The organism is Pirellulales bacterium, assembly GCA_035939775.1.
Classification (GTDB): Bacteria; Planctomycetota; Planctomycetia; order Pirellulales; family DATAWG01; genus DASZFO01.
Genome location: DASZFO010000301.1, coordinates 1 through 16,055 on the forward strand (window position 1 = coordinate 1; position 16,055 = coordinate 16,055).

At 60.1% G+C, this 16,055-nt stretch carries 15 protein-coding genes; 6 read left to right on the forward strand and 9 right to left on the reverse strand.

From position 1 onward, the window contains the following. Positions 1–1,016, forward strand: a 1,016-nt coding sequence (locus VGY55_18770) for a hypothetical protein (GenBank protein ID HEV2972024.1), incomplete at its 5' end; no start/stop codon positions are given. Positions 1,017–1,022: 6 nt separating this feature from the next. Here VGY55_18770 and VGY55_18775 read toward each other — a convergent pair. Further along, positions 1,023–2,156 (reverse strand): peptidylprolyl isomerase, encoded by a 1,134-nt coding sequence (locus tag VGY55_18775; protein ID HEV2972025.1) that lies wholly within the window; start codon positions 2,154–2,156, stop codon positions 1,023–1,025. A 165-nt stretch (positions 2,157–2,321) separates the two neighbouring features. Between VGY55_18775 and VGY55_18780 the strand changes: the two genes are divergently transcribed. Together VGY55_18780 and VGY55_18785 are read left to right on the forward strand one after the other, a co-directional pair. Continuing rightward, positions 2,322–3,035, forward strand: a complete 714-nt coding sequence (locus VGY55_18780) for an RsmD family RNA methyltransferase (protein ID HEV2972026.1) — start codon at positions 2,322–2,324, stop codon at positions 3,033–3,035. A gap of 311 nt (positions 3,036–3,346) precedes the next feature. Then, on the forward strand, positions 3,347–5,833 hold the full coding sequence (locus VGY55_18785) for a hypothetical protein (GenBank protein HEV2972027.1): 2,487 nt from the start codon (positions 3,347–3,349) through the stop codon (positions 5,831–5,833). 52 nt (positions 5,834–5,885) lie between these two features. Here VGY55_18785 and VGY55_18790 read toward each other — a convergent pair whose 3' ends face one another. The 4 genes from VGY55_18790 to VGY55_18805 all read right to left on the reverse strand — a co-directional run bounded on the left by VGY55_18790 (position 5,886) and on the right by VGY55_18805 (position 10,102). Beyond that, the gene (locus tag VGY55_18790) at positions 5,886–7,232 is read right to left on the reverse strand and encodes a S41 family peptidase (GenBank protein HEV2972028.1); all 1,347 of its coding nucleotides are present in this window, start codon (positions 7,230–7,232) and stop codon (positions 5,886–5,888) included. Positions 7,233–7,240: 8 nt separating this feature from the next. Continuing rightward, complete coding sequence (locus tag VGY55_18795; protein ID HEV2972029.1) at positions 7,241–7,594, reverse strand: nucleotide pyrophosphohydrolase; 354 nt, start codon at positions 7,592–7,594, stop codon at positions 7,241–7,243. Continuing rightward, complete coding sequence (locus VGY55_18800) at positions 7,587–8,564, reverse strand: hypothetical protein (protein HEV2972030.1); 978 nt, start codon at positions 8,562–8,564, stop codon at positions 7,587–7,589. Before VGY55_18800 ends, VGY55_18795 begins: the two co-directional genes overlap by 8 nt. A 197-nt stretch (positions 8,565–8,761) precedes the next feature. Then, positions 8,762–10,102, reverse strand: a complete 1,341-nt coding sequence (locus tag VGY55_18805; protein ID HEV2972031.1) for a hypothetical protein — start codon at positions 10,100–10,102, stop codon at positions 8,762–8,764. Positions 10,103–10,570: 468 nt separating this feature from the next. Here VGY55_18805 and VGY55_18810 point away from each other — a divergent pair, with 468 nt between their 5' ends. Continuing rightward, the gene (locus VGY55_18810) at positions 10,571–11,173 is read left to right on the forward strand and encodes a lysophospholipid acyltransferase family protein (protein ID HEV2972032.1); all 603 of its coding nucleotides are present in this window, start codon (positions 10,571–10,573) and stop codon (positions 11,171–11,173) included. Positions 11,174–11,183: 10 nt separating this feature from the next. Beyond that, complete coding sequence (locus VGY55_18815) at positions 11,184–12,137, forward strand: phosphatidate cytidylyltransferase (protein HEV2972033.1); 954 nt, start codon at positions 11,184–11,186, stop codon at positions 12,135–12,137. Here VGY55_18815 and VGY55_18820 read toward each other — a convergent pair. The 3 genes from VGY55_18820 to VGY55_18830 form a co-directional block, all read right to left on the reverse strand. After that, the gene (locus tag VGY55_18820; protein ID HEV2972034.1) at positions 12,125–12,958 is read right to left on the reverse strand and encodes a purine-nucleoside phosphorylase; all 834 of its coding nucleotides are present in this window, start codon (positions 12,956–12,958) and stop codon (positions 12,125–12,127) included. The genes VGY55_18815 and VGY55_18820 overlap by 13 nt on opposite strands. 5 nt (positions 12,959–12,963) lie before the next feature. After that, positions 12,964–13,401, reverse strand: coding sequence for a hypothetical protein (locus VGY55_18825; GenBank protein HEV2972035.1), 438 nt, complete (start codon positions 13,399–13,401; stop codon positions 12,964–12,966). 122 nt (positions 13,402–13,523) lie between these two features. Continuing rightward, on the reverse strand, positions 13,524–13,865 hold the full coding sequence (locus VGY55_18830) for a hypothetical protein (GenBank protein ID HEV2972036.1): 342 nt from the start codon (positions 13,863–13,865) through the stop codon (positions 13,524–13,526). A gap of 276 nt (positions 13,866–14,141) precedes the next feature. On the opposite strand from VGY55_18830, the gene VGY55_18835 reads away from it, so the two are divergent. Continuing rightward, complete coding sequence (locus VGY55_18835) at positions 14,142–14,861, forward strand: UDP-2,3-diacylglucosamine diphosphatase (protein HEV2972037.1); 720 nt, start codon at positions 14,142–14,144, stop codon at positions 14,859–14,861. A gap of 7 nt (positions 14,862–14,868) precedes the next feature. Here the strand turns inward: VGY55_18835 and VGY55_18840 are convergent, their stop codons facing one another. Then, positions 14,869–16,005, reverse strand: coding sequence for a glycosyltransferase (locus VGY55_18840; GenBank protein HEV2972038.1), 1,137 nt, complete (start codon positions 16,003–16,005; stop codon positions 14,869–14,871). Positions 16,006–16,055: the final 50 nt, after the last annotated feature.

Consider the following 16,055-nt stretch of genomic DNA (forward strand, 5'->3'; position numbering starts at 1 on the left):
TGCGGCTCGTCGTAATCGCTTGTTGCTGCACCACTGCGGCGACCAGTCTGGCCGCTCCGCAGGTGGAAATGGTGCTCCTGGCCGAGCAGAGTCCCGCAACGTCGACGAGCGGCCGGAAATGGGGCGATCTGTTGACTGCGCTCGGCGTCGGGAATTTGCAAATCCGCTCGGCGCAGGCCGGTGAGAAGATTGGGATCGAGGTGCGCGGCATTAAGGAAACCCCGATCTATCGCGTGACCGGCAGACTCACTGGGAGCGAGTTAGTCGTTCCCGGCGGCCAATTCACGCTCAGCGACGGTCCGCAGATTGCCAACTGGCTCCGCGAGCTGGGCGAAAACGGCGTCGCCGGCGTGACCGAGAAGAAAGGAGCTTTCGGGCTGCTTGGAAAGCAACTGGCGGCCGTGCGCGACGATCTCGCGCAGCCCATCGGCTTTCAGACCAAGGGGCTGCCGCCCGCTCAAGCCATCGAGAAGATTCGCAGCCAGCTAAAACTCAAGCTCGTGATCGACGAGAGCGTCGAAACGGCAATCGCGGCCGACGACCCGGTGCGGGATGAATTGAGCGGTTTGTCGTGTGGCGTGGCGCTGGCGGCGATCGCCCGGCCGGCCGGGGCCATCCTTCGTCCTAAGAAGCCGAGCGGCGGCGACGTGGAATATGTGCTGGCAAAGGCCGCCGAAGCGAGCGAATCGTGGCCGATCGGCTGGCCGCCCGAGCGGTCGGACGTTAAGGTGCTGCCGCAATTGCTTGATTCGCTTAGCGTCGAAATCAAGGACATTCCCGCGTCGCAAGCGATCGACGCGATTCAAACGCGGATGAAGGCGCCATTTCTGTTTGACCACAATTCCATCGCGACACAGCGGATCAATCTAGCCAAGGCCGTCACGATTCCGCCGGCAAAGAAAGCCTATTACGCGACGGTCCTCCGGCAAGTGCTCTTCCAGGCCGGACTGAAATACGTGCTCCGCGTCGATGAGGCGGGCAAGCCGCTCATCTGGATCACGACGCTCAAGCAATGACGAACGCTATGGCAACTTCGTCGGCTCGTAGGCGTGATTGCGCTTGCGGAGAACGACGGCCTTGACGATCTTGTCGGGCAGGACGCCAGCGGCGGGCTCATCGGGATTGACCCGCTGAATCTTCGCCAACACGTCGAACCCCTCGATCACGCGGCCGAACACCGTGTGCTTGCCGTCGAGATGGGCGGTGGGCACGAAGTTAATGAAGAATTGCGAGCCGTTCGAGTCGGGGGCCGCGCTGTGGGCCATGCTAACCGAGCCGCGGAAATGCTCGCGATGATTTGGCTGGTTGCATTCGTCGGCGATGTGGTAGCCCGGGCCGCCCGTGCCATTTCCGTCAGGATCGCCCCCTTGGGCCATGAAGCCCGAAAGCACGCGATGGAACGTCAGCCCGTCGTAGGTTTTTTTTTCGACGAGGCTAATGAAGTTGGCCACCGTGTTAGGAGCCTCATTCTCGAAGAGTTCGACAACGATGTCTCCCTTCACATTCCCCTTGAAGTCGCCGATCGTGAGCTTTACGCGCGGCAGATCGTCGGCCTTCGCCTCGGCATCGCGAAACTTCTGCTCGCGGGCCCACTTGCCGCGATACTCCTTGATGCTTTCGAGAACTTGCTTCCCTTTCTCGTCGAGCGAGTTGTTGTCGGCCGCCTGCTTGAGGTACTTTTCGGCGTCGTCGTAGTTGCTCAGGAAAAAGGCGGCGGCGCCGGCCATGTTGTAAACTTGCGGCTGCGGATACTTGTGGTCGATCAGGAGTTTCGTCAGTCGAAACGCTTCTTCATAATCGTCGCTGCGCAGCAGCGTGGCGACGACGGAGTACATCATGTCGGCCAGTGTCGTGTCCGAAGGGTTTTCCAAGTAGGCCTTCTCCGCCAGGGCCATCATTTTGGGGCGAAGCCGGTTTCCTTCCTTCAAGAGATCGTTGAACTTCTGCTCCATCGCCGGACGCTCTTGCGGCGTGGCCGACGGATAGCGGTTTTGCAAATCGGTCAATTGCTTCACGACGTCCTTGTATTGGTCGTATGCCTTGTCGAAATCCTGTCGAGCCGTGCTTTCGGCGGCGACGCAGCGAGATCCGCCAGCGCAGGTCAACGACGATGTCGCGACGACGAACGCAATGACCAGCCGTCTCCGAAATTGCATTTTCTGAATCCTTAATCCAAACCGTGGTAGCCATGAAACCGTGGCAGAACGTCTAACAAATCCGGCTGGGAAAGAGGACAGTCCCCGTTTTGCTCCGCGGACTCCGCAAAAGGGGGACAGTCCCCGCCGGATTGGTTAGGCGTTCTAAACCATAGACAGCAGCCAATGAATAATAGACAGTACACAAGGGGTTCGCGTCTACCGCTCCCCGTTCCCGTCAATATCTACAGTCCACAGTCTGCTTCCTTGGCCGCCAAGCGATCCAAATTACGCTCCGCCGGTACTGCTAGCCACGATGACGAAGCGGCCTCGCCGCCGCGAATCGTGGGGGGCGAGTTTCGCGGCCGGAAGCTGATCTATAGCGGTGATCGCCGCGTGCGGCCGATGAAGGACCGGGTGCGCGAAGCGATTTTCAATCTGATCGGCCCAGCCGTTCGCGGCACGCACGCGATCGATCTGTTTGCCGGCACTGGGGCCCTGAGTTTGGAGGCCCTAAGCCGAGGAGCGGTCAGCGCCACTTTCGTCGAACGGCATTTTCCGACGGCGGCCAACATTCGCCAAAACGCGGAAGCGCTCGGCGTGACGGCTCGCTCGACGATCCTGCCGGCGAACGTGCTGCTTTGGTCACGTCGGATGCCGGAATTGCCGAGTATCCCTTGGCTGGTGTTCTGCTCGCCGCCATGGGAATTGTTTGTTAGCGAGCGCGACGCGCTTTTGGCGCTGATGCAAGTGCTGATCGACCGGGCGCCGCCGGGGAGCCAGTTCGTCGTCGAGGCGGACGATAGTTTCGACTTCCGACTTCTTCCGCGCCCCGATGAATGGTTGATTCGTGCTTACCCGCCGGCCATCGTCGGCATTCTGCGGCTCGCAACGGGATAATCTTCCGTGCTTCGCCAGCTTGCCGCGATCGCGCCCGAGCCTTCCGTACTCACTAGCCAATCGACAGTCTATCCGAACGCGACAGTTTTGCCTCCCGCCACAGACGTTTTTCCCAATAAGAGCGGCCGACAAACTCAAACGAAATCGACAAGGCCTTCCCGAACGCGCATATCCGCGCCATTTCTCCCCCGTCCCCTGTATCTCGCCCCTCAATCTCTCTCGGAAATCTGATTCTACTCAGTTGGCCAAATTTTCCGATTGTTACGAGATGGAGACCCAGAAAAGCGGCTCGGCATTTGGGGGTGGCAAGCATGGGATTGAATCGACGGAATCCGATTTGGCCGTATTTGTTAGTGCTGGCTTGCTTGTTCGGGTTGAGCGTCGCTGCTCCTCGTGGCTGGCAAAGGTCCGGTGGCGAAGATCGTTCCAACGATCTGGCAAACCAGCGGCCGCTGCTGAAGATGGAGAACGCGACGACCGCGGAAGTCATCCGTCCGACGTCGATCGTTGAGGTCGGTCCGCCGCTCGATGGCCGGGCCGGCCGAGCCGCCTCCACACTACCGGAGACAAAAGCGCATTTGGAGGAGTCGGCCGAAAAAATCGGCGAACGCTGGCAATTTCCGGTCGCGGCTGAATCGACCGTCGGGCCGGATAATCCGATGTCGTCGGAACAGCGCCAACCGATCGAGTTGGACGGCCAACCAAATCCATTCCCGAACGACTTCCATCTTGATAGCGTGGGGGAAACGGGCGCGGCCTCGCATCCGTCGCACTCGGCGGACATATCTTCCGAATCGCCTACACAGCCGATAGCGATAGCTGCCACTAATGCGACCGCGCCCCCGGCCGCGTCGGCAACTCCGGACACCACTTCATCGCAGTCTGGTCAAGCGATTACCACCGCAAAACCGCAAGCGGAGGTGCCGCAAGCGGTCCCTCAGACCGAAGAGGAGCCACAGAGCCCACCCGTCGAACAATACGCGCCCGAACATCAGCCAGAACCGCCAGTGGCGACGGCGCCGGAGCAACAACCGGTTCCCGCGACTCCGCCCAAGTTATCAGGATGGCCACTGCCGGAAAACCTGCTCGCCCGGCTGAGAGTTTTCCGCCAGTATGAGTCAGGCCGTGATTGGGCCGACCGAGTGCAAGCGGAAATCGAGCAGTTGGACCAACTTGGCCCAGAAGAGTGTGATCCGGCACCTAAGGTTTTCGAGCGTCTGCGCCGGCTTGTGAAGGAGGCGGAATCGCTTGTCCCGAATCTGCCCAATTCCACGGCGACGGCTGACCTGCGGCGGCTACAGTATGCGATCGTGAGGCGGGTCGACATCTGGGAGCAGGTTTGCACGATTCGTCGGCGTACGGCGTCCAGTGTCGTAGCTGAAGGAACCGAAGGATTGCTCGCGGCGATGGAACGCTATGAAACCGACGGCCTGACGAGCGATGCGCATCATCTCGCCGAGATTCGTCGTGAGCTAGAAGCCTCTCCCGAACCGGACGAACTGGAACTCGCTCGCCGCTTGAACGTGCACTACCGCAATGCCAACTTGCGGATTGCCGTGACCGCGACCCTGGTGGATCGGCTGCTTCCGGATCCGAAGCCATCGAACGATCAGGTGAATGAGACGATCCTCGGCAATCCGGTCCGCGGCGGCAGCACGACCTCAACCAAACTCTCGGTCCGCTTGGTTCCCGATCCGCGGAATTGGCGATTTGATCTCGTCGCGGCCGGAACCGTCGGCTCGCAAACCCGCACCACGCACGGCCCGGTCACGTTCGTCAACAGCGGCGATGCTACCTATCAGGTGCGGAAGAGGGTGGTTATTGACACTGACGGGGTGAGAATGACTTCGGCGATCGCCGAGGTCGATAACTCGTCGGAACTTGAAGGACTATACACGAGCTTCGATTCGATTCCGATCATTCGCTCGCTCGTGCGCAACTACGCGATGTCGCAGGAGGAACAAAGCCGCGACGAGGCGGATCGCGAGGCCAAGGAGAAGATCGCGGCCAAGGCGATGCGACGCGTTGATGCCGAGGCCGACCCGAAGTTGGCCGCCGCTCAAGACAAATTCAACCGCGATTGGCTCGAACCGCTTCGCAAGCTTTCGCTCGATCCAGCCGCTCCGGCCATGGAAACAACAGACTCGCGACTCGTGCTCCGCAGCCGGCTGGCTGGCGGCGACCAATTGGGAGCGAATACGCCGCGCCCCGAAGCGCCCTCCGGGAGCCTGGCGAGCGCGCAGGTCCACGAATCGACGATCAACAACCTGCTCGACCACCTCGATTTGACTGGCCGAACCTTCACTCTGCCCGAGTTGCACAAATGGTTGGCCGAAAAGCTTGGCCGGGGCGAAACGAAGGACCCTCAAGACCTGCCTGAGGGCGTGCATTTGACGTTCGCAAAGAACGATCCGATTCGAGTCCGCTGCGATGGGAATCACCTCGAACTGATCCTCAACATCGGCGAAATCCGTGACGGCCGCCGGCACTGGCACGATTTTGAAGTCCGCGCAGCCTATCGGCCGGTCGCGCGCGGCCTCGCAGCGCAATTCGAGCGCGAGGGCACGATCGAACTCGGGGGGCAATACAAAGGAAAGCCCGAGATCGCCCTGCGTGGGATCTTCAGCAAAGTCCTCTCGCGCGAGCGCAAACTTAACTTGCTTCCTCCCGCCCTGGCTGTCGATCCGCGCTTGGCGGGCCTCGAAGTCACTCAGTTCGTCGTCGAGGGGGGCTGGATCGGAACGGCGATCGGGCCAGCTCGCTCGGTCGCGCATCAGCCGACAACGACGAAGCGCTGAGATTCACCGGTTGTGGAAATTCAACATCGCCACAACCCTTTGAGTGCGATGACTACCTCTTCTTTTCGATCTCGTCGCGGAGCAGCGTCAGTGCTCGATCCAAAATGGGATCATTCTTCACCAGCTCGGACGCCGTCGCCTCCACCTTCTCGTCGGGCGTGATGCCGCGCCCTTCGATCGACGTGCCATCGAGCAACATGTCATTCCAGCTTGGAATGAATGCCCTGATTCCGTCTCCCAGGTCGTGCCGTTTCGGATTGCCAGAACTCCCGTAGGACTGAGCGCCGACTAAGCGGCAGCACGGCACTTGCTTCATCATCAGCAAGAACGATTCACATGAACTCATGTTGGCCGGTCCCATGAGGATGGCCACTTTGCCCGGATACTTGGTGCGGTCGCGGCTCGGCTCGACGACCCGCTCGTAGGGGCCGAGTGTTTTTCCAGCCTGGCGAGTCATGTCTTTCGCATAGGCAGCGGGAGCATTGATGAAACAGCCGGCGAATTCACGTGCCAAAGATTCATCGCCGCCGGAATTTGGCCTAACATCGACGACCATCGCCTTGGCATCCGCCGCGTCACGCAGCGCGTCGAACGCCGCCTTGTAGGCCAGTTCATCGTCCTTCTCCCAGGAAGCGATCATGATGTATGCGATCCCGTCGTCAAATCGTCCGCTCAGAACACTCGCACTGAGCTGCTTCAGTTCCGGCACTTGCTTCTGAAGAGTTTTGAAATTGAAGTTCCCGTCTAATCGGCGACGGGTCGTCGGAATCTCGCTCGACTTGTATTGCAGCCAGAGGTGGAGATCCTTCGCCGGTGCAAGCATCTCGGCCGCGACCGCACAAAACCGGCGCGCCGATGCCGCGGATTCCAGCTTGGCGGCATAGTCCATGAACTGTTTGTCCCAGTCCACCTTCAATCGGTCGCGATAAGAATAGTCGTCGTCGATCGCTCGCCGAAGCGCGGCAATCGCATGCCGGTTCTGCTCGCTGGTCCGCTGGGGAGCCTTCGTAGTGAACTGAATTGGATAAGGGACTGCCGCCTCGCCATGCAGGTTGCGGAAGTTCTGAAACGATTGGTTGTTGATGCTCAACCAATACTCGTGGTCAGCCACCAGCTTTACCGGCAGCACGTACGTGCGATCGTTCTCCCATTTGGGTTCGCCCGAAATCTCGGGAAAGCTGTCTCCGCCACCGACTGGTGAGGCGCCCTTGCCCATCGGTTGGTCGAAAACCACGCGGATCTCGACGACCTGCTGCGGATCGACATCTTGATCGCCGTTGTCCGGTGTGGCTTTGACCAGTTTCGGCGCCGCGCCCCAAGCGGTGGCCCCGACTAGCGCCGATACAGTCATGGCGAAGTAGATCGCGGCCCGACGCGGACGCGAGAATCGAATCGACACGGGGCCCCCTATTTCTCGAAGCGCCCGCGATATTGATCGGCGGGGTACTTGGCCGCGTTCTTGAGCATTTTTGCCCGGACGGCTTCACTTAGATCAATGCCCATCGCGTTGGCAAATGCGAGCAGGTAACACGCCACGTCGGCGAGTTCGTCGGCCACTTCGCAGAGTTTTTCGGGCTGTCGAGAGACCTCCCGCGAATCCTCAACGGAGCCCCATTGGAAGTGCTCCATCAACTCGGCCGCTTCGATGGCGAGCGACATGGCCAGATTCTTCGGGGCGTGGAACACCTGCCACTCCCGCTCGGCGACGAATTCGGCCACCAACCGGCGCAGCTCGGCAACCGTCGTCGCTTCGTCACTCATCGTACAAAAGCAATTGTTGCGGCGGGTGCTTCCGCTCGAGATAGCGATTGCGATAGCCTTCCGCCAGATGGACCATCACCTCGAGCACCAACAGATCGGCACGACTCATCACGTGCCGCGCGCTGCGGTTTCCCAGGCCGTGAATCAATTGCTCGAGCACGTCGAGATGCATCAGCATGGCCTGTTGCGGCGTGACGCCGGCGGTGGCGAGCAGATCCGCGAGCGTGGTCATCTCGACCGTCAGATTGCCCGAGCCCATGATAACGTATGCCCGCAGCAATTCAGTGTAATGAGCGACGAGATTCTCCGGAAGCTGGAGCGTCTCCTCGGGCCGGCGCGATCGCGGCGCCGTCGGATCCCCAGTTGACGGAACGTCGATCCCCGAGCGAACGCCTTGCGAATTCGCGGTGAGCGATTCCAAATCGCTGATGAGCGAGCGCTGCTGGGCCAGCAGGCGGTCTGCCTCTTGATGCTCGTAATGCAGCCGCTGCCGCTCGGCCTGGATCAGCCGCCGGTTGTCGCGAATAAGCTGATGGCGTTCGATGGCACGGGCAGCGGACCAGAGGAGCGTGCGCACGGTCGTCGTATTGACGCATAGATAACCATCCGCCCCCACCTCGAAAGCCAGTGCGGTCAGTTCCTGTTCGCCCGCGCTTCCCAGCACGACAATCGGCTCGTCTCCGCCCCCCCCGCGCAGCCCTTCGGTGAATTCGAGTGCGTCGAGTTCGCCAGGTTCATGGCTAATGAACACCGCGTCGAAGACCTCGTCGCGAAGCCGAGCCATTCCGGCCGCCGAGCCGATCGTCTCTTCCAGCACCACTTCCGACGCGCTGTCCGTCGCAAAGGCCTCGGCCAGCCAGCCGCCGGTGCGGTGATACGTGGTCACGTAGAGCACTCGCATCCGCGGCGGCAATGTGCCCCAAGCGACCGAGGAGGATTGCTTCGGCGTGTCGAACGAGGCCGTGGACATGTGCGTTCCGAGATGAAATCTCACACGCGCCGAGGGTCAAATATGGCGGTCCCTCGGCGTTGTTACCCGATTTCGGGCGGAGCACTGTACCCACCGTTGCCCGCGAGGTCAAGTTCAGCACCTTTTTCGCAAAATACGAATATTGAGACGCGGTCGCACACGCCTGCATTGGCTCTTTTTCTTTCGCCGCGAAGCCGCTATTTCCCAGTCTTGATTTCGGCCGGACGACCCACTGCATTCATGGCCAGGTTGCGGACGCCGAAGCTATGGAAGATTTCCTGGCCGGAGGCGTCCTTGATACTAACGATTACCGATGCCTGACGCTCGTCGAAGTGTGCCGGCACGGACCAGGCGATCCGCCCTCCGTCGGTGATCGTCATTCCGGCGGGACCGCTGTCGAGGTGGAACTTCACTCCGCCTTGCTTACTCTTGACTTGGATCGAATAGTTGTACTCTGCCCCGGGATTGGCAACCGGCGGTGGCAAGGAATCGACGAAGAGATAATCGATTCCCGATTTGTTCAATTCGTCGGCGATGCGGAGTCGCCGCAACTGCAACGCGTCTCGCGATTGAGCGACAGTCACCAGCAAGTTCGCGGCCGGAAAGAAGTGCAGTCGCTTCTCATACGACAACGCGCCGTCATTCCGGCCGTTCGCCGACCAAGGAGTAACGCCAAAACTGTCGTCGGTTTGAATATTGAACAGCAATTTGTAGTCGGCGGTGGTGTAGACGGAGATCAACGACGGTTTCGGTCGCTGATTGCGCGGAGAATAATTGTCGCTCCGCGGAATGGAGATGAAATACGCGGGATGGTAGCTCGGTAGGCAAATCGAATTGCGGGCCGAATCCTCGCTGACCGATTTCAGGTCGCCGTCGAGCACACCACTCGCGGTGAACAGCAGCGATCCATCAAAGCTCGGCAATAAGATCCCTGCACTATCGTGCTTATACCGTCCGGTCGCGGTCTTGCCGACCAGATTCATCATACGGACACCCATCGGCGAAATACCCGGTTGCCACGCGGCGAATGACGAGCCGTCGCCGCCTGCTCGGACCGCCAACGGATACTGCGGATGCGGTACCCAGTTGGTGCCGAGCGCGCCGAGCGTGATGTCCGCGGGCTTCAAGGTTTCGGGATCCATAAACTTGGGTCCGGCGCGTTCCATCACTAGCAGGGGCCCCGTCGAGGCCCAACCCATCGCCAGGTCGTCCACTTGACTGCCGGCCGGCATTAGGACCGCAAGATCCTTTTCCATCGATCGCAAGCTCCAGCGCTGAATCTGTCCCAGATCGGGAGAGACAACGACGAGCCTGACAGCGCCGGCCGCATAGCGGACATTGTCGCCCGGCAGCGGCAAATACTTCACTATCTTGGCCTCATTAACGTCGAAGACGGCGATTTTCTGAAGCTTCTTCAATAGCAAGAAGAGGAAACGGCCGCCGCCGCCGGGAACTACGTCGTCGATCACCGAAGGCAATTTGACGACGACTTTTTCCCCGGCGTCATCCGCCAATCCGGCCGACGCAATCGTTCCCATGCAAATCAACGCTGCGCACGACGCCGGCAAAATTCTCATGGTTTTACCAATGCCCGATTAGAGAAAGGGCGGGCGCGAAAACCACGCCAATGCCACTTGAGGATGAGACGCCAGTGACCCCAACTCATTTTATAGCGTCACCCGGTGTGACACTTCAAGACACTTCCGGACATCGAACAGGTTATCCATTGTCGCTCATTCGGAGCTTGTGCTAAAGCCTTGTCCGTGAGCCGGTTGCAGGCTTTTAATCGGCTCGGACTGCCCAGGATTGTGACGCCTCGACCGTTTCCGGCCACTCACTCCAAGGTGCGGCATTGCGCGCCGCCGCAGCAGCAGTGGACTATCCATCCGGCCAACTTGCGACATAAAATGCAAATCTCAACATTTCCTCGTGGACCGGCCACCCTCTTCCGACGACTCTATGACTTTCGAGCCGCCGAATATTGGGAGCGGGGAGTCGTGCCTCACATGACTGCGGCTCTGTTGGCCGTGTTGGCCAAACTGATTAGCGGCGCGAGCGTGCGCTGGATCGATTGCCAGCCGGATACCTGCCAGCGCGTCTATTTCGCCAACCACACCAGCCATTTGGACGCCCTGGTGGTTTGGGCCGCGCTGCCGCACGAAGTTCGCAGCGTGACGCGCCCCGTCGCCGCCAAGGATTATTGGGCCCAGGGGCGGCTGCGAAAATATCTGGCCACGCGCGTGTTCAATGCCCTCCTGATCGACCGCAAGGAGATCAAGGTGCATCAAAGCCCGGTGGACCTGATGATCCGCGAGATCGGCGATCGGAAATCGCTCATCGTGTTTCCCGAGGGGGGGCGAAGCCTCGACGGAAGCATCAGCGAGTTCAAAAGCGGGCTATACTATCTGGGCAAGAAGCGTCCCGATTTGGAGTTAGTCCCGGTGCACATCGACAATTTGAACCGAGTCTTGCCGCGCGGCGAATTCCTGCCGGTGCCGCTGTTGAGCTGCATCAGCTTCGGCCCGCCGATGTGGCTCGAAGCCGGAGAGCCCAAGGCCGACTTCCTTTCTCGCGCCCGCGAAGCAGTTCGCCGTCTGAAAGAGGTTTGATCCGCTCGCCATGGCCGACTGGAAGACACTGTCGTTGGTCGGCGGCGTGCTCGCGCTTTTGGCTGCCGCCACTGGCGCGGGGCAGTTTCTCAAGCTCTATCCCGAAACCGGCCTGAATCCGGCCGCCGTGCGCAGCTTCAATTTGCGATTGCGCGCCTGGTGGCTGATGTGCTCCGTCCTGGCGGCCGCCCTTATGATCGGCCCGACGGCGACCGTCGTGCTGTTCGGGCTGTTGTCGTTTTGGGCGTTGCGCGAGTTTATCACGCTCACGCCGACGCGGCTGGGAGACCATCGCGCGCTGTTCTGGGTGTTCTTCCTTTTCACGCCGCTGCAATACGTGCTGATCGGCATGATGCGGACCGCTCCGAATGAACTTTACAACGTGCTGATCCCCGTCTATGCGTTTTTGTTCATCCTGGCCCGAGTCGCCATGTCGGGAGACTACAAGCGATTTCTGGAGCGGACGGCGAAAATTCAAGCTGGACTGTTGATTTGCGTCTACTGCTTGAGCTTCGCGCCGGCGCTGCTGTACTTGAATCTGCCGAACCGCGGATCGGAAGGGGCCAATTTCCGGCTCCTCTTTTTCTTCATCCTGATGGTGCAGTTCAGCGATGCGCTACAATTCTTGTGGAGCAAGCTGGTAGGCCGAACGGTGATCGCCCCGACCGTCAGCCCCAGTAAGACCTGGGAGGGGTTTCTCGGTGGCACCGCCAGCGCCACTTTGCTCGGAGCTGCGCTCTGGTGGGCCACGCCATTCGAACCCTGGGGCGCCGCGGGAATGTCGCTCTTAACGAGCATCATGGGATTTGCGGGCGGGATGACGATGTCGGCGATCAAACGCGATCGGGGCGTGAAGGACTATGGCACGCTGGTCGAGGGGCACGGAGGCGTGCTGGATCGGATCGATTCGATCTGCTTCGCCGCGCCGGTGTTTTTCCACGTCACGCGGTTCTATTTCCCGTGAGCTTCTTGGGCCAATACTCCGAGCACGATCTTGCGGAGCTTGGGCTCGGCCGCGGCGGCGGTAGCCAAAATCTCGGCGACTGAGACCTCCGTCAGAGCGTCGGCCAGGCACATGTCGGTCACGACCGACAGCCCCAGCACGCGCATCCCGCCGTGGATCGCCACCAAAACCTCCGGCACCGTGGACATTCCCACTACGTCGGCCCCAATCTGACGCAGGAACCGATACTCGGCTCGAGTCTCAAGATTAGGTCCGGTCACGGCGACGTACACGCCGCGATGAGCGACGAAATCTGCTCGCCGCGCGATCTCCAGCGATCGTTCGATCAAATGCGCGTCATAAGGGGCTGACATATCCGGAAACCGCGGTCCAAGCCGATCGTCGTTGACCCCGATCAGCGGATTTCCCCCCATGAGATTGATATGGTCTTCCATGACCATGATGTCTCCTTTGCGATACTGCGGATTCATTCCGCCGCACGCATTCGAGGCGATCAGGAGCCGCGCGCCGAGGGCCTTCATCACGCGCACGGGAAAAGTGAGCTGCTGATAGGAATAACCCTCGTAGGCATGGAACCGGCCTTCCATCGCCACGACCGGCAACCCTTGCAGACGCCCGCAAACGAGAAACCCGGCATGCCCGATCGCCGTGCTCCGCGGGAAATGCGGGATTTCGCCGTATTCGAGCCGGACCTCGGTTTCGATCTCTTCGGACAAAGCGCCCAGCCCCGTTCCGAGGATGATTCCGGCGTGCGCTGGAGAATCCCAATGTCGGCGAACTACTTCGACCGCCTCGGCGATCTGGGAAGCGAGCTTCTGCATGCCGCTCAACTCTCAATCCCGTGCTGCCGCAACAGTTCCTGATACGCCGGGAGCTTTCGCAAGCTGTCCAGATCGGGATCGACTTCCAGATGCCCGAAGTCGTCGTAGCCGTATTCGATCGCCCGACCGAGTTCTTCGATCGCCTGGCGGGGCACCCCTTGCATCGCCAGGCTGCAAGCCAGATTGTAGCGGGCGACGCAATCGTGCGGCACCAAGGTTACCAGCCGCCGATCGATCTCGAGCGAGCGGGCATATTGCCCCTTGCGGGCCAGCAACTCGCCAAGCGACCGCAAGACAATGACATAGTTCGGATGTCGGGCGAGAATCCGCTCGTAAAAATCCACCTCGAATTCCACCTGTCCCAGGTCGCCGAACCATCGCGGCGAGACTTGGCTGCGACGAGCGGGTTTGGGATGGACCGGAGTTTCATCGGAAGCGGACATGTCGCGGCTCGATTGATTGAGGCCCGGCGGGGCTGACTGCTTGCAGATCGACCTACAAAGATTGGGGCAGCGGAACGTATCCAAGTCCCGCGATCCGCCCCTTGATTATATCCACTGTCGTCTTAAACGTCGTCCTCGAATTCCTCCCCCAATTCGGCATCGTCAGAATCTTCCCCGTCCTTGGGCTCTTTTTTGTCATCGTCACCATCCTCGTTCGATTCGGATAGCTCGTCGACATCCTCCTCGAAGTCGTCGTCGAAGTCGTCGTCGAAGTCATCCTCGTCGAAATCGTCTTCCTCTTCGTCGTCGTCGCCGAATTCTTCCTCGTCGCCAAACTCGGATTCCTCTTCGAGTTCCTCTTCTTCCTCCTCATCACCGACGGCCACGATCGAATCCGCCCAACCGCAAGACCGATCGGCCTCGTCGCGTTCGCGGCGCCCCAAGACGCTTAACTCCATTGGCATGGCAGATTTCCCAAATTCCCCAGGCAATATGTTCCCAACGCCAATTCGTAGTCAACCCCAAGGGGTTTGTCAAGTTAGGACTCGACCGGGGCGGGACTCAGCGAATGGTCAGTGCGGAAGGATGACCCCATATTAACCTAACTCTCACGCAATCAAAACGCCGGGCTAAGCGACTCGACTGGCGGCTCTTTTCCGCGTTGACTATACAAAAGTGCTGCGGCGGACCAGCAGCGACACTCGTTGCTAGGCCTGACCCACGATGCAAGGTGAATCGCCATGTACGACGCCATCGTAATCTCCGATTTGCACTTGGGAAGCGAGATCAGCCAGGCAAAGCAATTGGTCAGCTTTCTCGAAATGATCAAGGAAGAGATCGTCGTCACCCGCGAGCTGATTCTCAACGGCGACGTTTTCGATTCCTGGGACTTTCGCCGCTTGAAGAAGAACCATTGGAAGGTGCTATCGATCATCCGCTCGCTTTCCGATCACGTGAAGATCGTCTGGACCAGCGGCAATCATGATTATCCCGAAGACGCCGCGACCGTGGCCCAACTCATCGGCGCCGAAGTCCTCGATCGCTACATCCTCGAATCAGGGGGCAAGAAAATCCTCATTTTCCACGGCCATGTTTTCGATCGCTTTATCGCCGACCACCCGATCATCACGCACGTCGTCGATTTCTTCTACGGCATCCTCCACAGAATCGACAAATCGTTCCGGCTCAGCAAATGGGCCAAGCACCGCAGCAAGACGTTCTTGCGCTGCTCGGAGAAGATCGAGCGCGAGGCGACACAGCTCGCGCTCAAGCTCGGTTGCGACATTGCCCTCTGTGGCCATACGCACCTCGAACGGGCCAGCACCGAGGGCGAGGTCCAGTATTACAACAGCGGCTCCTGGTGCGAGCAGCCATGCGTTTACCTTACTGTGCTCGATGGCCAGGTCGAGATTCAGCACTACAGCCCGGAGCCGAGCTTGCTCGAGGTCGAAGTTGCGTGAGTTTGCGTTAGCTTCCGCCCGCCAATTCGAGTGCCCTGCGGGCGACGTCGAAGGCGGCGCGTGGCCGGCCGAGGCGGCGCGCGTTTGCCTTGAGGGTCGCCAGCCGCCGCGGTTCGTTCAAGAGCGACGTGAGCTTGAAGGGCACCGTGGAAAGATTGTTCAGCTTGATCCCCGCCCCGTTTTCCAGCAGAAAATCGCTGTTGCGGCTTTCCTGGCCGGGGATCGGGTTGATGATCGCCATCGCGGCGCCGCTGGCCAACACCTCGGAGGTGGTCAGCCCGCCCGGCTTCGAGACGACCACGTCGGCCGCGGCCATGAGTTCGTCGATTTCGGTCGTGAAGCCGAGCACGTGCGCCGTATGCCGGCTGGGGGCCTCGATCTTCTCCAACTCGGATTTCAGTTTCGCGTTTCGCCCGCTGACGACTACGATATCGAGCGGCACTTCAACGTCGAGGATCGCGCGGTAGATTCTTTCGATCGGTCCCACTCCGAATCCGCCCGATAGCTGGAGCACGATCGGGCGGTCGCCGCGGAGGCCGTGCCGCTTCAAACACTGCTCGCGCGGCTTCGGCTTGTTGAAGGTCGGATGAATCGGAATGCCAGTGATCGAGATGGACGACTCCGGAACGCCCCAGGAGTGCAAGTGCAGGGCGGCCTCTTTCGTCGCCGTGAAATACTGCTCGCACGGCTCGTTAACCCACAGCCGATGCGTCTCGAAATCGGTCACGGTCGTCAATTGCGGCGTCTTGAACTTCTTCTTTCGTTTCAGTCCGGCGATAATCTCGGCGGGGAGAAAGTGCGTGTTGACGACGACGTCCCACGGTTCCTTCTTGAGAAACTTAAGGAAGCGACCTAGGTGCATCCGCTGCACCAACCGCCGCAACGTATCCGATTTTTGGTTGGGCGAGGGCTTGCGGTCCAATAGATCGTAGAAATAACCGAGCACGTGCGGCAGCTTGTTGGCCAGATCCAGATAGGCCTGACCGTAGACGCGGCGGAAGACGGCGTTGGTGAGCTTGAGCACGTCGACGTTCTCGACCGTCGCCAGGGGATCAAGTTCCTTAACCGCCAGCTCGATCGCCTCCGCCGCCCGCAGATGCCCCGCCCCGACCGATGCCGAGAGAATGAGAACGCGGCGGGACATGGGGCATTTTGGATTTTCGATTTTGGATTTTCGACTGAATCGAAAGACGA

What these genes read in the sequence shown, in the direction of transcription:
- VGY55_18820 (HEV2972034.1), bottom strand. Translation starts at nt 12,958, where the DNA reads ATGCAGAAGCTCGCTTCCCAGATCGCCGAGGCGGTCGAAGTAGTTCGC.
- VGY55_18825 (HEV2972035.1), bottom strand. Translation starts at nt 13,401, where the DNA reads ATGTCCGCTTCCGATGAAACTCCGGTCCATCCCAAACCCGCTCGTCGC.
- VGY55_18835 (HEV2972037.1), top strand. Translation starts at nt 14,142, where the DNA reads ATGTACGACGCCATCGTAATCTCCGATTTGCACTTGGGAAGCGAGATC.
- VGY55_18795 (HEV2972029.1), bottom strand. Translation starts at nt 7,594, where the DNA reads ATGAGTGACGAAGCGACGACGGTTGCCGAGCTGCGCCGGTTGGTGGCC.
- VGY55_18805 (HEV2972031.1), bottom strand. Translation starts at nt 10,102, where the DNA reads ATGGGAACGATTGCGTCGGCCGGATTGGCGGATGACGCCGGGGAAAAA.
- VGY55_18840 (HEV2972038.1), bottom strand. Translation starts at nt 16,005, where the DNA reads ATGTCCCGCCGCGTTCTCATTCTCTCGGCATCGGTCGGGGCGGGGCAT.
- VGY55_18830 (HEV2972036.1), bottom strand. Translation starts at nt 13,865, where the DNA reads ATGCCAATGGAGTTAAGCGTCTTGGGGCGCCGCGAACGCGACGAGGCC.
- VGY55_18800 (HEV2972030.1), bottom strand. Translation starts at nt 8,564, where the DNA reads ATGTCCACGGCCTCGTTCGACACGCCGAAGCAATCCTCCTCGGTCGCT.
- VGY55_18780 (HEV2972026.1), top strand. Translation starts at nt 2,322, where the DNA reads ATGAATAATAGACAGTACACAAGGGGTTCGCGTCTACCGCTCCCCGTT.
- VGY55_18775 (HEV2972025.1), bottom strand. Translation starts at nt 2,156, where the DNA reads ATGCAATTTCGGAGACGGCTGGTCATTGCGTTCGTCGTCGCGACATCG.
- VGY55_18815 (HEV2972033.1), top strand. Translation starts at nt 11,184, where the DNA reads ATGGCCGACTGGAAGACACTGTCGTTGGTCGGCGGCGTGCTCGCGCTT.
- VGY55_18785 (HEV2972027.1), top strand. Translation starts at nt 3,347, where the DNA reads ATGGGATTGAATCGACGGAATCCGATTTGGCCGTATTTGTTAGTGCTG.
- VGY55_18810 (HEV2972032.1), top strand. Translation starts at nt 10,571, where the DNA reads ATGACTGCGGCTCTGTTGGCCGTGTTGGCCAAACTGATTAGCGGCGCG.